Here is a 13,751-nt window from a genome sequence, read left to right as displayed (position 1 = left end):
GGAGCCGCAGCCCCACCGCGGAGCCGCAGCCCACGTCGTCGGTGCGGTCGCCGGTCACCGGCTCCCCCGACGGCCACGGCTCCTGCGTGGACGCGCCTGCTCAGTGTGTGTCCCGCGCGCTCCGTCGGAGTGCGAGGGGCAACGAGACCCACAGTGCGGCCGTGCCGACGAAGACCGCGGCACCGCCGATGACCCCGCCGCGGCCCCCGAGCACCACGTCGAACACGAACAGGACCGTGCCCGCGAAGAGCAGCGCGCTCGCCACGAGGGCGCCGAGCAGGATGACGTTGCCCGCTCGGACGAGGTCGTGCTTCTGCCGCTGTCGGAACACGAGCCGGTGCGTGGCGACCGCGGACAGTGCGACCACGGTGACGAGGACGGCCAGGACCACCAGGACGAGGTAGATCGTCTCCTGCTGGTCGGACAGCGACGTGAACCGCTGCTGGAACGGCAGGGTCAGGAGGAACCCGGCGAGGATCTGCGTGCCCGTCTGCACGATGCGCAGCTCCTGCTGGATGTCGCTCCAGTTGCGGTCCCAGCGCTCCGCCGGGGTCTCGTTCCGCCCGCGCTCCGTGCCGCGGTCCTCGCTGTCGGTCGTGCTCATGGCTCAAATGTACGCAGCCACAGCGAGCCGGTCTCGCCCGCCGCGCGCGCTGCCGCGTCGTGGTCGTTCAGCGGCTGATCCTCGTCATGGTCACCGGGCGACCGAAGTAGTTGACTTCCCCAGCGGAGAGCGTCATCGCGCCGCCCCTCCACTCGAAACGCGACCGGTGATCACCAGCACGGTTGTCGCTGATCGACTTCCACGTCCCGGAGCGAGACCCAGTCCCGCTGTACCCGTACGGGACGTTCGAACTCGAGCGCATGCAGAGCGACGTCGTCGAACACCCCGGGCCGATCGGGTTCAACGCGCGCCCGAGCGCTGATCGCTGGGAGACCGCCGCGATGACCTGCCCGGTGTCAGGGTCGGTGAGCAGCGTCGCCCTTCCTTGCTGACGCACGGCGGCGATGTCGCCTTCTGACTGTGTGGCGCCCACCTGCTCGAGGCGCGCGACGACTGCTGTGTTGGTGGTCACCTCCTGCTCGGCAGCCACCGGCGGCGCCAGGAGCGTGGACACGAGGAGGATCGGGACGGCGAGGGAGGTGAGCGCGAGCATGGGTGCAACGTATCGCACACCAACGTCACGTACCAGCTCGTCGGACGCACGCGACATGCGCGTGAAACACGACCGGCGCGACACTGGTCGGATGACTCCACAAGAGCCAGGGAACCACTCCCCATCGGCACGGCCTGCCCGCCGCTCGCGCGTCGGTCAGGAACCGGCGACGGGGGCCCAGTCGTCACCCGAGACCGCCGGCCCGCCCGTCACCGTGTCCATCACCCGCCTCGTCGAACCCGACCGCATCCCGGAGGTCACCCGCTGGGTGCAGTCCGGCGTGAACCTCGCCAACCGCTACCCGGGGTTCCTCGGCTCCGGGTGGGTGCGTTCGACGGCGCGGTCCCGCGAGTGGCACATGCTCTACCGGTTCGCCGACCACGACTCCCTGTCGACGTGGGAGAACTCGGACGACCGCCTGCGGTGGCTCGACCTCGGCCGGGACCTGGTCGTCGAGTCACGGGTCGAGAAGCGCACCGGCATCGAGGGCTGGTTCGACGTGCCACAGGACGCCCCTGCCTCGACCGCTCCCCCGCGTTGGAAGCAGGCGGTGAGCATCTGGCTCGGGTTCTTCCCGGTGAACCTGGTCTTCACGGTGCTGGTCGGGTGGCTGCTGCCGTCGTTCGCGGGCCTGTCGGAGCTGCCCCGTGTCCTCATCACGACGCTCGTGCTCACGCCGATCATGACGTTCTGGGTGCTGCCGTTCGTGACGAAGCTCATCCGCCCCTGGCTGCTGGCACCGCCCCGCACCTGACGCCCTCGCAGCTAGCCGAGCACCGAGAGCTGGTCGAGCCGTTCGAGGATGACGCCCTCGCGGAGCGCCCACGGGCAGACCTCCAGCGCGGGCAGGTCGAAGATGTCCAGGCAGGCCTCGGCGACGAGCGCGCCCGGCACCACCTGGTGCGCCCGACTCGCCGAGACCCCGGGCAGCGCCGCGAGTTCCGCGACCGACATCGTCAGCAGCGAGGGCAGCCGCTCCCGCAGCACCGCGCCGTCGAGGGAGCGCGGGACGAGTGACCCGGCGGCCGACGGGGCAGCACCGCAGATCCGGGCGATCGATCGGAAGGTCTTCGAGGTGGCAACGGCCCGGTCCGGGGCTCCGGCACGGAGCAGCCGACCCGCGTCGCGGGCGATCTCGACGCGGATCTCGTGCCGGATCCGCCGGACGTCGTCCTCCGAGGGGGTCCCCGAGGCGGGGAACGACCGGGCCAGACGGGCGGCACCGATCGGCATCGACCACGCGACGTCGGGCGCTTCGTCCGCGCCACCGGCGATCTCGAGCGAGCCACCGCCGATGTCGAAGACCGCCAGGCGCCCGGCGGACCAGCCGAACCAGCGGCGGACGGCCAGGAACGTCAGGCGGGCTTCGTCGGACCCGGAGAGCACGGCCAGCTCGACGCCGGTCTGCTCCTCCACGTGGGCGAGGACGGCATCCGAGTTCACGGCGTCGCGGACGGCCGAGGTCGCGAACCCGAGCATCTCCTCGCACCCGCGGTCCTCGGCGACCCGGACGGACTGCGACACGAAGTCGGTCAGTGCGTCGATGCCGACCTGCGTGACGGCCCCGCGGTCGTCGAGGTGCTGGGCGAGCCGCAACGGCTGCTTGAACGACGACGCCGGCAGCGGGGCCGCACCGCCGTGGGCATCGACGACGAGCAGGTGACCGGTGTTCGAACCGATGTCGAGGACTCCGACGCGCATGCGCCCACGCTAGCGGGGCTGCGACCCGGCCGGCTCCACCCGGGTGCGCCGGGTCCGCCGGTTCCGCCGGGAGGCCCGGCTCATGCCCGCAGGAACGCCTCGAGCTGGTTCGTGGTCGGGTAGGACGCCTGCGCGCCGGCACCGGTCGCGGCGTACGCACCGACGCCGACCGCGGACCGTGCCGCCGTGACGAGGTCGTCCCCCTCTGCGAGCCGGACGGCGACGGCCCCGGTGAACGCGTCCCCGCAGCCGGTGGTGTCGACCGGGTCGACGGTGACGGCCGGCACCGCGACCGGTGCAGCGTCGCCGTCGTGCACGACCGCACCGTCGGCACCCCGGGTGACGATCGCACGGGCGACCCCGTGGTCGCCGAGGTCGGCCGCCTCGTGCTCGTTGACGAGCAGCACGTCGGTCAGGGCGAGGAGCTCCCGCGGGACGCCGGCGGACGGTGACGCGTTCAGGAGGACCAGGACGCCGGCTTCGTGCGCCACCCGGGCAGCGGCGAGCAGCACGTCGGTCGGGACCTCGAGGCAGAGCACGACCACCGTGGCGCCGGCGACGACGTCCGTCGGCAGGTCTGCGGGGGCCAGCGTGGCGTTGGCGCCGCCGGACACCACGATGGTGTTCTCGCCGTGCGTGTCGACCGTGATGACGGCGGTCCCCGTGGCGACGCCCGGTCGGACGACGACGTGCGTGGTGTCGGCGCCGGAGGCCGCGACCGAGTCCCGGAGCAGGGCGCCGGCAGCATCGTCGCCGACCGCGCCGATCATCCGCACGGTGCCGCCGAGTCGCGCGGCGGCGACCGCCTGGTTGGCGGACTTGCCACCGGGCAGGGTCACCAGGTCGGACCCGTGCAGGGTCTCTCCGGGCCGGGGGAAGCGCTCGGTCCGGACGACCAGGTCCGCGTTCAGCGAGCCGACGACGGCGACGGTGCCCACGGGGTGCGCCTACTCGTCCTGTCGTGTGGTCGGCACCGAGCCGGTGGCGGCACCGACCGGTCGGGCGTCGGGCTCCGACCCGGACCGGGCGCTGCCCTCGCGGCGGGCCCGCTCGAGTTCGTCGGCCTCCGCTCCGCCGACGGCCTCACCACGCGCCACCATGCCGGCGACGTCGGCGAGCTGCATCTGCGGGATGAAGAACGCGAGCACGAGCGCGACGGCGATGAACGGCAGCAGGTACCAGAACACGGGCGACAGCGAGTCGGCGTACGCGTTGACGATCCCGTCCTGCACGGCCGGGGGGAGTGTCGCCAGCTGCGTCGGGTCGATGCTCGCGCTCGCACTCGCCGCGTCCGTCGCACTGCCGCCCGCACCACGGAACACGTCGGTCAGGGAGTCGGTCAGGCGCGAGGCGAACAGCGCACCGAAGACCGCGACGCCCAGGGAGGCACCGACCTCACGGAAGTAGTTGTTCGTCGACGTCGCGGTGCCGACCTGCTCCGGCGGAACGGCGTTCTGCGCCACGAGGACCACGACCTGCATGATGAGCCCGAGCCCGGCGCCGAACACGAACAGGTACACGCAGATCAGCCAGATCGGGGTGCTGGCCGCGAGGGTCGTCATGCCGAGCATCGCGATCCCGACCACGACCGTGCCGATGATCGGGAACGCGCGGTACCGACCGGTCTTCGTGATGAGCGTGCCGGAGAGGATCGACGTGCCGATGAGGCCGACCATCATCGGCAGCATCAGCAGGCCCGACACCGCGGCGGACGTGCCCGAGGCCATCTGCAGGAACGTCGGGACGAAGCCGATCGCGGCGAACATGCCGAGTCCGAGCACGAAGCCGATCGCCGTCGCGATGACGAAGGTGCGGTTGCGGAAGAAGGACAGCGGGATGATCGGGTCGGTCGCGCGCGACTCGACGAACACGAACAGCGCCGCGGCGACGAGGAACCCGGCACCCCATGCCCAGGTCTCGAAGGCGTCCCAGCCGTGGTTGCGGTTGCCGCCGAACTCGGTGAAGAAGACCAGGCACGCCGTGGTCGCTGACAGCAGGGCGACCCCGAGGACGTCGATCCGCTTCGTCGCCTTCTTGCTCGGAAGCGTCAGCGCGAACCACGCGACCGCGAACGCGGCGATGCCGACCGGGATGTTGATCCAGAACGCCCAGTTCCAGGTCATGTGGTCGACGAAGAACCCGCCGAGGAGCGGCCCTCCGACGGCGGAGAGGCCGAAGATCGCCCCGAGCGGACCGAGGTACTTGCCGCGCTCGGACGCCGGGACGATGTCCGCGATGATCGCCTGCGACAGGATCATGAGGCCACCGCCGCCGAGACCCTGCAGTGCGCGGAAGACCACGAACTGCCAGAAGTCGGTCGACAGCGCGCACCCGAGCGACGCCAGCGTGAACAGCGCGATCGCGACGAGGAACAGGTTGCGCCGGCCGAGCACGTCACCGAACTTGCCGTAGATCGGCATCACGACGGTGGAGGCGAGCAGGTACCCGGTCGTGATCCAGGCCTGGTGGGCGACACCTCCGAGCTCGCCGACGATGGTCGGCATGGCGGTCGAGACGATGGTCTGGTCGAGGCTCGACAGCAGCATGCCGGCGATGAGGGCCGAGAAGATGATCCAGATGCGCCGCTGCGTGAGGAGCAGCGGCCCGTCGGTCTGCTGGCGCCCCCGGCGCGTGGTGCTCGGAGCGGTGGCGCTCATGCGGTGCCTTCCTGGTCGGGCGTGGTGATGGCCGCCGTCATCAGGCGGGTGTTCGTGTCGAGGAGCTCGTCGAAGCGGGGCCCGGTGGACTCGTCGAAGTCGTCGTCGAAGTACGCGGCGGCGCTCACCCGGACGATGCCGATGGCGGCTTCGCTCACGAGCCGGGCACGCGGGTCGTCGGGGACGGTCCAGCCGAAGCGGTCGCGCACCGCTTCGGCGACCTTCGCGACCTGGGCGTCGGTGGCGGACAGGAAGCGCGCCGTGAGCACGGGTTCCCGCTCGAACACCCGGCGCACCAGGGCCTCGTCGGCGCGGTCGATGCCCGCGACGTGGAGGTGCTCGATGATCATCGCGACCACCGAGTGCAACGGCCCGAGGGTCGCCGGGACGAGCTCACCCCGGGCGAACGCGGCGAGCATCTCGGTGTCGGCGTTGAGCTCGATGCCGAGGACGACGTCTTCCTTCGACGCGAAGTGGTTGAAGAAGGTCCGCCGCGACACCCCGACGCGCTCGCAGAGCTGCTCGATCGTGAAGCCCTGCAGTCCGCCGTCGACGACGGCACGACGGGCCTCTTCGACCATGCGGCGGCGGAGGGCCCGCGTCCGTTCAGCAGTGCTCACCGGCCAAGAATTGCACTGTCAGGCGGTCAGTGCAATTCGAGCCGGGCGGATTCCCAGGGTCAGCGGTCAGAGCGCCTTCGCGAAGCAGTACGACCACGGCATCGTCTCGGCGTACGGCTCGTACACGTCGATGCGGTCCCACCCGGTCTTCTCGTACAGGGCCACGGCCTCGGGCTGCTTGTCGCCGGTCTGCAGGATGAGGCGCTCGGCGCCCTGCTCCCGTCCGACGCGGGCGCACTCGTCGAGCAGCGCGGTCGCGGCGCCCTTGCCACGAGCGGCGGCGAGGACGATGAGGCGCTTCAGCTCGATCTCGTCGCCGAGTCGGCGGACGGCGATGTGCCCGAGCACGGTGCCGTCCTCGTCGACCGCCAGCAGGGAGGTGACGACGGTCGCAGGGTCGACGGTGAGCACGCGGTTGCGCTCCGCGGTGATCTCCGGGGCCTCACCGGGGTTCGCGTCGCCGTACCGCTCGTGCATCTCCTCGTCCATGGTGGCGCGGAGTGCGACTCCGCGCGGGTCGTCCCAGGGCACGCGTTCGATGGTGATCACGATCGTCCATCCTGACACGGGTCCGTCGCACCGGTGCACGCACCGGCACGCCCGTCACTCGTCGCGACCGGAGGATCCGAGCGAGCCGATCGGGCTGGCGTCCAGGTCCGCGAGCAGCGCGGCCGCGTCGTCGTACACGGCGGCGGCGCCGGCACCGCGGAGCTCGTCCCCGCCGATGCCACCGGTCATGACGCCGATGCAGGTGACCCCGAGGCGCCCGGAGGAGTCGACGTCCCACATGGCGTCGCCGACCATCACGGCGGACGCGGCGTCGACACCGACCTTCTCGAGGGCCACCTCGATGATGTCCGGCGCCGGCTTGGCCTGCTCGACGTCCTCGCCACTCGTGACCGCGGTCACCCACTGGTCGGCGTCGAGCAGCTCGAGCAGACGGTCGAGCTCGTTCTGCGGGGCACTCGTCGCGAGGACGACGGCGTGCCCGCGCGCGGCCACGGCCTCGAGCAGCTCACGGGCACCGGGCAGCAGGCGCAGCTGCGGCATGTGCTCGGAGTAGAAGGCGGTGTGGAACTGCTTCGCGGTGTCCCGGACCTCGTCCGTCGCCTCCGGCAGGAGTTCCTCGAGCAACTTCGACGAGTCCATCCCGATCGCCCGGTGCACCCGCCAGGCGTCCACCGACTCGCCCGCGGCGCGGAAGGCGCGCCACCAGGCGTCGATGTGGGCGTAGTTCGAGTCGGCCAGGGTGCCGTCGATGTCGAACAGGACGGCGGTGGAGGGGGTGTCGGGCATCACTCCACCCTGCTCCGCGAGCGGCGACCGCCGCCCCAGGTCCGCGGGCACCGGATGTTCCACGGCGGAACCGACCCGGAACGGACGGGAGGCCCGGTACCAGCTGGTACCGGGCCTCCCGTCCTGGACGGAGTCCGTCAGGCGTTGCGGACGTCGTCCGCGGACGACTGCGCGTTGTCCTTCACGTCGGACGCGGCGCCCTGCGCCTCGTCCTTGACGGTCTGGGCCGCGTCCTGCGCGGTGCCCTTGAGGTCCTGCGCGTGCTCCTTGGCGGCGTCGACGAGCGGGGCGCTGGCGTCCTTGGCCTGCTCCTTCGCCTTGTCGACGAGCGGCGCGGCCTTGTCCTTCAGCTCGCCGGCGAGCTCCTCCTCCTTGGTGGAGGACGGCAGGAGCGAGGAGGCGAGCCAACCGACACCGAAGGCGATGAGGCCGACGGCGAGCGGGTTGCCCTTCGCCTTCTCGACACCGCGCGACGCGGTGTCCTTCACGGAGCCGGCGGCGTTCGAACCGGAGCCCGAGACGCTGGAGCGAGCCGAGTCGGCCGCGCCCATGACGGAGTCGCGAGCGCTGCCGGCAGCACCCATGACCGATTCACGGACGTCCTGGAACTTGCCCTTGACCTTCTCGGACTGGCGGTGGGCGATCTGCGACGGGCTCACCTTGTCGGCGAGTGCGTCGACGTCCGAGCCGAGTGCGCCACGGGTGCGCTCGATGTCGGCGCGGATCTCGTCTGGGGTGCTCATCAGTTCCTCCCGGTGTTGGGCTTGAGTGTCTCGGGGACTTCCTTGACGGTCTCGACCGTCTGGGGGGCGCCGTCGATCTGCTTGATCTCCTTGCGACCGCGCGACGCGAGGATCGCTGCGACGACGGCGTAGATCACGGCGATGATCACTGCGGACCACGCGTTGCCGATGAGGTAACCGAGACCCCACCACGCGGCGATCGTCAGGAACAGCAGGGCGAAGAGCCCCGCGACGCCTGCGCCGCCGAACATGCCCGCGCCCTTGCCGGCCTTCTTCGCGGAGTCGGTCAGCTCCGCCTTGGCGAGCGCGACCTCCTGCCGGAAGAGGGTCGAGAGGTCGCGGGACACCTCGGAGAGCAGCTCGCCGAGTGGCGTCGTCGCAGCGCGCTCCTCGGGGGTGGACTGCCCGGGCACCGTCCGACCGGACGCGCCGGGGAACGGATCGGTCATACGAGCGGCCCCGTCCCGGTGGTGCCGGTGCCGGTCGTGCCCGTGGTGCCGAAGCCGGTCGCACCGGTGGTACCGAGTCCGATGGTGTCGTACCCGGTGGTGCTCGTCGGGGCGTCGTAGCCGGTGGTGCCGGAGGTCGCGGTCGTGCTGCTGGCCTCGGCTTCCTTCTCGTGCTTGATCTCCGTCGTGAGCGCCTTGGTGAGGCGACCGGCGAGGATGCCTGCGCCGGCGGCGATCGCGATGAAGGTGCCCGGGCGACGTGCGGCGAAGGACTTCACGTCCTCGATGAGGGTGCCCGGTTCGCGGCCTTCGAGGTAGCCGGCGAACGAGCTGGCACGGCCGGAGAGGTCGCGGACGACCTTCGCGGCGAGGCCCTGCTCGTCGTCGTTGTCGGCCATCTTGCCGAGCTGGTCGCCGATGGTGCGCAGGCCACCGGCAGCGCGCTGCTGCTGGTCCGAGGCCTGGTCCTTCAGCGTGCCGGACGCCTGGCCGAAGAGCTGGCGGGCGTGGTCGGACACTTCGGAGGCGACGTTCGTGGCCTGCTCCTTGGCGGTGCCGGCGACGTTCGCGGCCTTCTCCTTGGCGTCACCGGCGACGTCGGAGGCGGCACCCTTGGCGGCCTGGGCCTTGGCCTTGCCACCGCTCGAGTCCGAGCCGGAGTCGTCGTGACCCGCGGAGGACGGCGTGGCGGTCAGGCTGCTCGTGGCGGAGGCCCCTGCGGGGAGCTGCTGGTCGGCGGGGATCGCGTCGAGTGGCTCGACGTCGTCGAAGCCGGTCGGGCGCTCGACGGGCGTTCCGCTCGCGTAGGACGGGACCGTGACGCCGGGCTGGATCTCGTGACCCTCGGCGGCAGCCGTGGCGTCGTGGATGGGCGTCCCGGAGTCGTTCCCGGGTGGGTTCGTGGTCATGGTCGGCCTTCCGGTCTTCATCGTCGCCACGGGCGGAGCACCCGCGGCGTGTGGGACCGAACCTGCGCGCCGGACACTGGGATGGCTTCCAGGAACGCCGTTCCGCGCGGATCTCGGACCCGACCCTCCCCAGAACGCCAGACCACGTCCGGATCGCGGGGTCTTCCCAGCGTCGTTCCGGTTGGCTCGGGCCATGCCAGTGGTGTCGGTCGTGATCCCGGTGCGGAACGATGCCGAGCACCTGCGTCGTTGTCTCGCGGCGCTGGCCGCCCAGTCCCGCCCGGCTGACGAGCTCGTCGTGGTGGACAACGGCAGCTCGGACGACAGCGCGGCGGTGGCACGCGCGGCAGGGGCGGTCGTCCGCAGTGAGCCGGTCCCCGGGATCGCCCGCGCGGCATCACTCGGCTACGACACGGCGAGCGGTGACGTCATCGTGCGTCTCGACGCCGACTCCGTCCCGCCGCCCGGCTGGATCGCGGCCGCGCTCGGCCTGCTCGAGGACGAGGACGTCGTCGCCGTGACCGGTCCCGGCCGTCCCTCCGACGCCGGGCCCGTCGTGCATGCGCTCTGGCCGGTCCTGTACATGCAGCCGTACTTCGTCCTCATGCACGGGGCCCTCAGCCGTCCGCCCCTCTTCGGGTCCGCCGCTGCACTCCGCCGCTCGACCTGGCTCGCCGTCCGGGACCGTGTCCACCGGGACGACCCCGAGGTGCACGACGACATCGACCTCAGCATGCAGTTCGACCCGGCCTGGCGGGTGCTGGCCGACCGCTCGCTCACGGTGCGGGTGTCCGCGCGACCGTTCTCGAGCCTCCCGTCCGCCGTGCTGCGGACGCGTCGCGCCTTCCACACGTTCCGCGTGAACGGTCGCCGTGCCACGCCGACGCGTCGGTGGGCGCGGCGGGCACGGGTGGCTCTCCAGGCCCGCGACCAGGCGTGGTGGCGCGGCCGCTGACCTGGCCCGGGGGAACCGGGACGGGCCGGCCGCCGCACGACGGGGAGGTCCGCCCGGTTCGACTTCCCGGGGCCCTCGACAAGAACGGGGCGGTCGAGGTGGTGCGATCGCCGCCCGGCGTCGGAGCACCGACTCCGTGAGGTGACCACCTCGAGGACCGAGCGGCTCAGGGCAGGACGATCACCTTGCCGGCGATGCGACCCGTGCTCGCCTCCGCGTGCAGGGCCGGCAGCGCGTCGAGCGGAATGCGGCGGGTGACCTCGACGTGGAGCGAGCCGTCGTCCACCATCGCCGCCAGCCGTGCGAGGCGGTCTCGGTTCGGCAGCACGAACACCACGGCGGAGCGGACGCCGCGCTCGGTGTCGTCGGGAGCTGCCATCCAGGCAGTGGTGCTGACGACCACACCACCGTCACGGACGAGGGTGACGAGACGGGTGAACTCCTCGGGCTCGATCGGCGCGAGGTTGAGCAGGACGTCGACCGGTTCGGTGACGGCGTCGGCGAGGTCCGTCGTCGTGTGGTCGACGACCTCGTCCGCGCCCGCTGCGCGCACGGCGTCGGCGCTGCGGGGACTCGCGGTCGCGATGACGTGCACACCCCACTGCTTGGCGAGCTGGACCGCGTACTTCCCGACCACGCCACCGGCTCCGACGACGAGCAGGCGTTGCCCGGCTTCGAGTCCACCGTCGTCGACGAGTGCCTGCCACGCGGTGAGTGCGACGGACGGAAGGGCCGCGGCGTCCTCGAGCGGGATGCTCGTCGGTGCGTGCACCAGGGCCTCGGCGGGGGCGATGACGTACTCCGCAGCGCCGCCGTCGCGCTCCATCGGCAGGAACCCGATGACGGCGTCACCGACGGCGAGCCCGTCGACGCCGGCGCCCAGGGCGTCGACCGTGCCGGAGACGTCGTAGCCGGGGACGTGCGGCAGGACGACCGGGATGGGGAGGAACCCCGCTCGCATGCCGTTGTCGGCGGCGTTGAACGCGGAGGCGGCGACGCGCACGCGAACCTCGCCCGCAGCCGGGACGGGCTGCTCGATGTCCACGGTGCGGAGCACCTCGGGGCCGCCGACTTCGGAGAACTGGATGGCCTTCATGGTCGTTTCCTCTCGTTGTTGCTTCGAGTTCGAAGCACTTGCCAGGAACGTACCACTGCTTCGAACTCGAAGCAACAGGTAGGATCGAGATCGTGCCGGAGACCCCACGCCCACTGACCGCCGCGGAACTGTCCGCCTACCTGTCCTTCACCGAGGTGAGCGCCCTGCTCCGCCCCGCGGTCGAGAAGCAGCTCAAGGACGTCGGGGCGCTCAGCTACGTGCAGTTCCAGCTGCTCGCGCGACTCGGCGACACCCCGAGCGGCAGCCGGAGCATGACCGACCTGGCCGACGGCGTCGTCTACAGCCGGAGCGGGCTGACCTACCAGGCGCAGTTGCTCGACCAGCGCGGGCTCGTGTCGCGGTCGGCGTCCCCCGAGGACGAACGCCGGGTCGTCGTGACCATCACCGACGCCGGGCGCGAGGTGCTCGCAGCGGTGTTCCCCGGGCACATCGCCCTCGTGCGGGAACTCCTGTTCGCGTCGCTGTCGGACGACGAGACCGAGGCGCTCGCCGGCATCCTCGGCACGGTGGCCGGCCGCCTGCGCGAGGCACCGCCACGGTCGGCAGCCCCACGTCGTCGCAAGGCGACCTGAGCCCCCGCCCTTCATCCAGCCGGCCGACCGAGCCGTCGAGCGGCACCCGCGGCCGGACCTGAACACGCCCCAGCCGGACGGCGTAGCGTCGCTGCAGTCGCCCAGCCGGAAGGCACACGAGGGACCCTGACCTCGTGGAGCGACGGCTCGCGCCTGCCACTCCCGGAGGCACGCGCTGGCCGTGGACGCCCGCCCCTGACCCGAACTGCGGCGGGCGTCCGCGATCCCATCCAGATCGGCGCCCCGGAGGCCCGTGACGGTCCGGCCCCGCGCCTCCCGTCCGGAGCGTCCGCACCGACGAGCGGCGTCAGCCCGCGGCGGGATCCGCGAGCAGCGACGCGAACGCGAGCTCGGCCGCACCGCGGAACAGCACGCTGCCGACGAGTTCAGCCGGCACGATCCGCAGGTCCTCGCCCATCGCCGTCATCGTCTGCGCGCGGACCGCGTCCTCCAGCCGGCTGCCGACGTGCCGGAGCAGCGTGCCGAGGAACCCGCCGAGCACGACGACGTCGGGGTTGACGGTGTGCACCACGTTGCGGATGGCGACGGCGAGCGCCGTGACCTGCCGCTCGACGACCGCGGCGAGCTCCGGCCCGGGCCCGTCGGCGAGGACCTCCCCGAGCCGGTCGGCCTCGTCGATCCCGAGTCCCGCGGCGTCGAGCAGTGCCGCCTGCGAAGCCTCGGTCTCGAGGCAGCCGACCGCGCCACAGTGGCACCGGATGCCGTTGGCGGCGACGAAGGTGTGCCCGAGTTCGCCGGCGTACCCGTCGGTGCCGGTCAGGGGACGGCCTCCGGTGATGATCCCGCCGCCGATGCCGCTCGCGCCGCCGTTGACGTAGACGACGTCGGTGGCGCCACGGCCGGCCCCGTACAGGAACTCCGCGGTGACACCGAGGTTCGCGTCGTTCGCAGCCCGGACCGGCAGCCCGGTGCGCTCAGTGAGCGGCGCGGCGAAGGCCTCGTCCCGCCAGGCCAGGTGCGGTGCGTACCGGACCACGCCGTCGTCGACGCGCACGATGCCGGGGACGGAGACGGCGACGCCGACGACCCGACGGCTTGCGATCCGCTGGCGCTCGACCGCGGCGGCGGTGAGATCAGTGGCGATGGTCAGAGCCTGATCCGGCGTGGAGACGGTCGAGGTCCGGACGGTACGACGTTCGTGCTCGGTGCCGTCCAGACCGATGACGGCCAGCGTGACAGCGTCGATCTCGGGGACGATCGCGAGGGCGACGACCTCGGCGGACGCGGACACGGTCGCACTCGGACGGCCGACGCCGGTCGCGGGTGGCGCGTCCCCCTCGACGACGAGGCCGAGGTCGACGAGCTCTCCGACGAGGGCAGCGACGGTCGACCGGTTCAGCCCGGTCTCACGCGTCAGTGCCGAGCGCGGCATCGGCCCGCCCTCGTGCACGAGCCGCAGGACCCGGGCGAGGTTACGCCGCCGGACGACGTCCGTGGTGCGCACCGGACGGGAGGCAGTACTGGCCTCCGTCATCTCCGCTCCGATCCGTCGTGGTCCCCGTCAGCGTAGTGCGCGGCACGGCGCCCGCCCGCGGCGCTCCGCCAGGCCGAGCCT

At 72.0% G+C, this 13,751-nt stretch carries 16 protein-coding genes; 3 read left to right on the top strand and 13 right to left on the bottom strand.

The features are described from left to right. Positions 1 to 100: 100 nt before the first annotated feature. Positions 101 to 604, bottom strand: coding sequence for a DUF6328 family protein (locus DEJ18_RS01475; protein ID WP_111082561.1), 504 nt, complete (start codon positions 602 to 604; stop codon positions 101 to 103). Between the two features lie 67 nt (positions 605 to 671). Further along, positions 672 to 1,157, bottom strand: coding sequence for a hypothetical protein (locus DEJ18_RS01470; protein WP_111211436.1), 486 nt, complete (start codon positions 1,155 to 1,157; stop codon positions 672 to 674). 214 nt (positions 1,158 to 1,371) lie between these two features. Between DEJ18_RS01470 and DEJ18_RS01465 the strand changes: the two genes are divergently transcribed. Then, positions 1,372 to 1,911 carry a putative antibiotic biosynthesis monooxygenase gene (locus DEJ18_RS01465; protein ID WP_258377011.1) on the top strand — a complete coding sequence of 180 codons (540 nt, stop codon included), beginning with the start codon at positions 1,372 to 1,374 and terminating at the stop codon, positions 1,909 to 1,911. 11 nt (positions 1,912 to 1,922) lie between these two features. On the opposite strand, the gene DEJ18_RS01460 is transcribed toward DEJ18_RS01465, so the two are convergent. The 9 genes from DEJ18_RS01460 to DEJ18_RS01420 all read right to left on the bottom strand — a co-directional run bounded on the left by DEJ18_RS01460 (position 1,923) and on the right by DEJ18_RS01420 (position 9,531). Continuing rightward, entirely contained in the window at positions 1,923 to 2,858 is a 936-nt protein-coding gene (locus tag DEJ18_RS01460; protein ID WP_111211434.1) for a Ppx/GppA family phosphatase, read from the bottom strand. Between the two features lie 80 nt (positions 2,859 to 2,938). Continuing rightward, positions 2,939 to 3,796: a ribokinase gene (locus DEJ18_RS01455; protein ID WP_111211433.1), complete on the bottom strand. Its 858-nt coding sequence runs from the start codon at positions 3,794 to 3,796 to the stop codon at positions 2,939 to 2,941. A 9-nt stretch (positions 3,797 to 3,805) separates the two neighbouring features. After that, complete coding sequence (locus DEJ18_RS01450) at positions 3,806 to 5,515, bottom strand: MDR family MFS transporter (RefSeq protein WP_111211432.1); 1,710 nt, start codon at positions 5,513 to 5,515, stop codon at positions 3,806 to 3,808. Further along, complete coding sequence (locus DEJ18_RS01445) at positions 5,512 to 6,135, bottom strand: TetR/AcrR family transcriptional regulator (RefSeq protein ID WP_181431239.1); 624 nt, start codon at positions 6,133 to 6,135, stop codon at positions 5,512 to 5,514. The genes DEJ18_RS01450 and DEJ18_RS01445 overlap by 4 nt, the downstream gene beginning before the upstream one ends. Positions 6,136 to 6,201: 66 nt before the next feature. Beyond that, positions 6,202 to 6,684: a GNAT family N-acetyltransferase gene (locus DEJ18_RS01440; protein WP_258377010.1), complete on the bottom strand. Its 483-nt coding sequence runs from the start codon at positions 6,682 to 6,684 to the stop codon at positions 6,202 to 6,204. Positions 6,685 to 6,738: 54 nt separating this feature from the next. Then, a complete protein-coding gene (locus tag DEJ18_RS01435) occupies positions 6,739 to 7,431 on the bottom strand; it encodes an HAD family hydrolase (protein WP_111211463.1) in 693 nt (230 codons plus the stop codon). Positions 7,432 to 7,568: 137 nt separating this feature from the next. Continuing rightward, positions 7,569 to 8,174, bottom strand: coding sequence for a DUF3618 domain-containing protein (locus DEJ18_RS01430; protein WP_258371232.1), 606 nt, complete (start codon positions 8,172 to 8,174; stop codon positions 7,569 to 7,571). Next, entirely contained in the window at positions 8,174 to 8,623 is a 450-nt protein-coding gene (locus DEJ18_RS01425) for a phage holin family protein (protein WP_181434276.1), read from the bottom strand. The genes DEJ18_RS01430 and DEJ18_RS01425 overlap by 1 nt, the downstream gene beginning before the upstream one ends. Beyond that, the gene (locus DEJ18_RS01420) at positions 8,620 to 9,531 is read right to left on the bottom strand and encodes a hypothetical protein (protein ID WP_111211431.1); all 912 of its coding nucleotides are present in this window, start codon (positions 9,529 to 9,531) and stop codon (positions 8,620 to 8,622) included. Before DEJ18_RS01420 ends, DEJ18_RS01425 begins: the two co-directional genes overlap by 4 nt. Positions 9,532 to 9,724: 193 nt before the next feature. Here DEJ18_RS01420 and DEJ18_RS01415 point away from each other — a divergent pair, with 193 nt between their 5' ends. Then, positions 9,725 to 10,486, top strand: a complete 762-nt coding sequence (locus DEJ18_RS01415; protein ID WP_111211430.1) for a glycosyltransferase family 2 protein — start codon at positions 9,725 to 9,727, stop codon at positions 10,484 to 10,486. Positions 10,487 to 10,652: 166 nt separating this feature from the next. On the opposite strand, the gene DEJ18_RS01410 is transcribed toward DEJ18_RS01415, so the two are convergent. Next, the gene (locus DEJ18_RS01410) at positions 10,653 to 11,582 is read right to left on the bottom strand and encodes an NADP-dependent oxidoreductase (RefSeq protein WP_111211429.1); all 930 of its coding nucleotides are present in this window, start codon (positions 11,580 to 11,582) and stop codon (positions 10,653 to 10,655) included. Positions 11,583 to 11,674: 92 nt separating this feature from the next. Here DEJ18_RS01410 and DEJ18_RS01405 point away from each other — a divergent pair, with 92 nt between their 5' ends. Further along, entirely contained in the window at positions 11,675 to 12,175 is a 501-nt protein-coding gene (locus DEJ18_RS01405; protein ID WP_111211428.1) for a MarR family winged helix-turn-helix transcriptional regulator, read from the top strand. A 307-nt stretch (positions 12,176 to 12,482) separates the two neighbouring features. On the opposite strand, the gene DEJ18_RS01400 is transcribed toward DEJ18_RS01405, so the two are convergent. After that, positions 12,483 to 13,670 (bottom strand): ROK family transcriptional regulator, encoded by a 1,188-nt coding sequence (locus DEJ18_RS01400; protein ID WP_111211427.1) that lies wholly within the window; start codon positions 13,668 to 13,670, stop codon positions 12,483 to 12,485. Between the last annotated feature and the right edge of the window lie 81 nt (positions 13,671 to 13,751).

This window comes from Curtobacterium sp. MCSS17_015 (assembly GCF_003234265.2).
Taxonomy (GTDB): Bacteria; Actinomycetota; Actinomycetes; order Actinomycetales; family Microbacteriaceae; genus Curtobacterium.
Note: the sequence above shows the minus strand (reverse complement) of the source record. Positions and strands in the feature narration are given on the sequence as shown.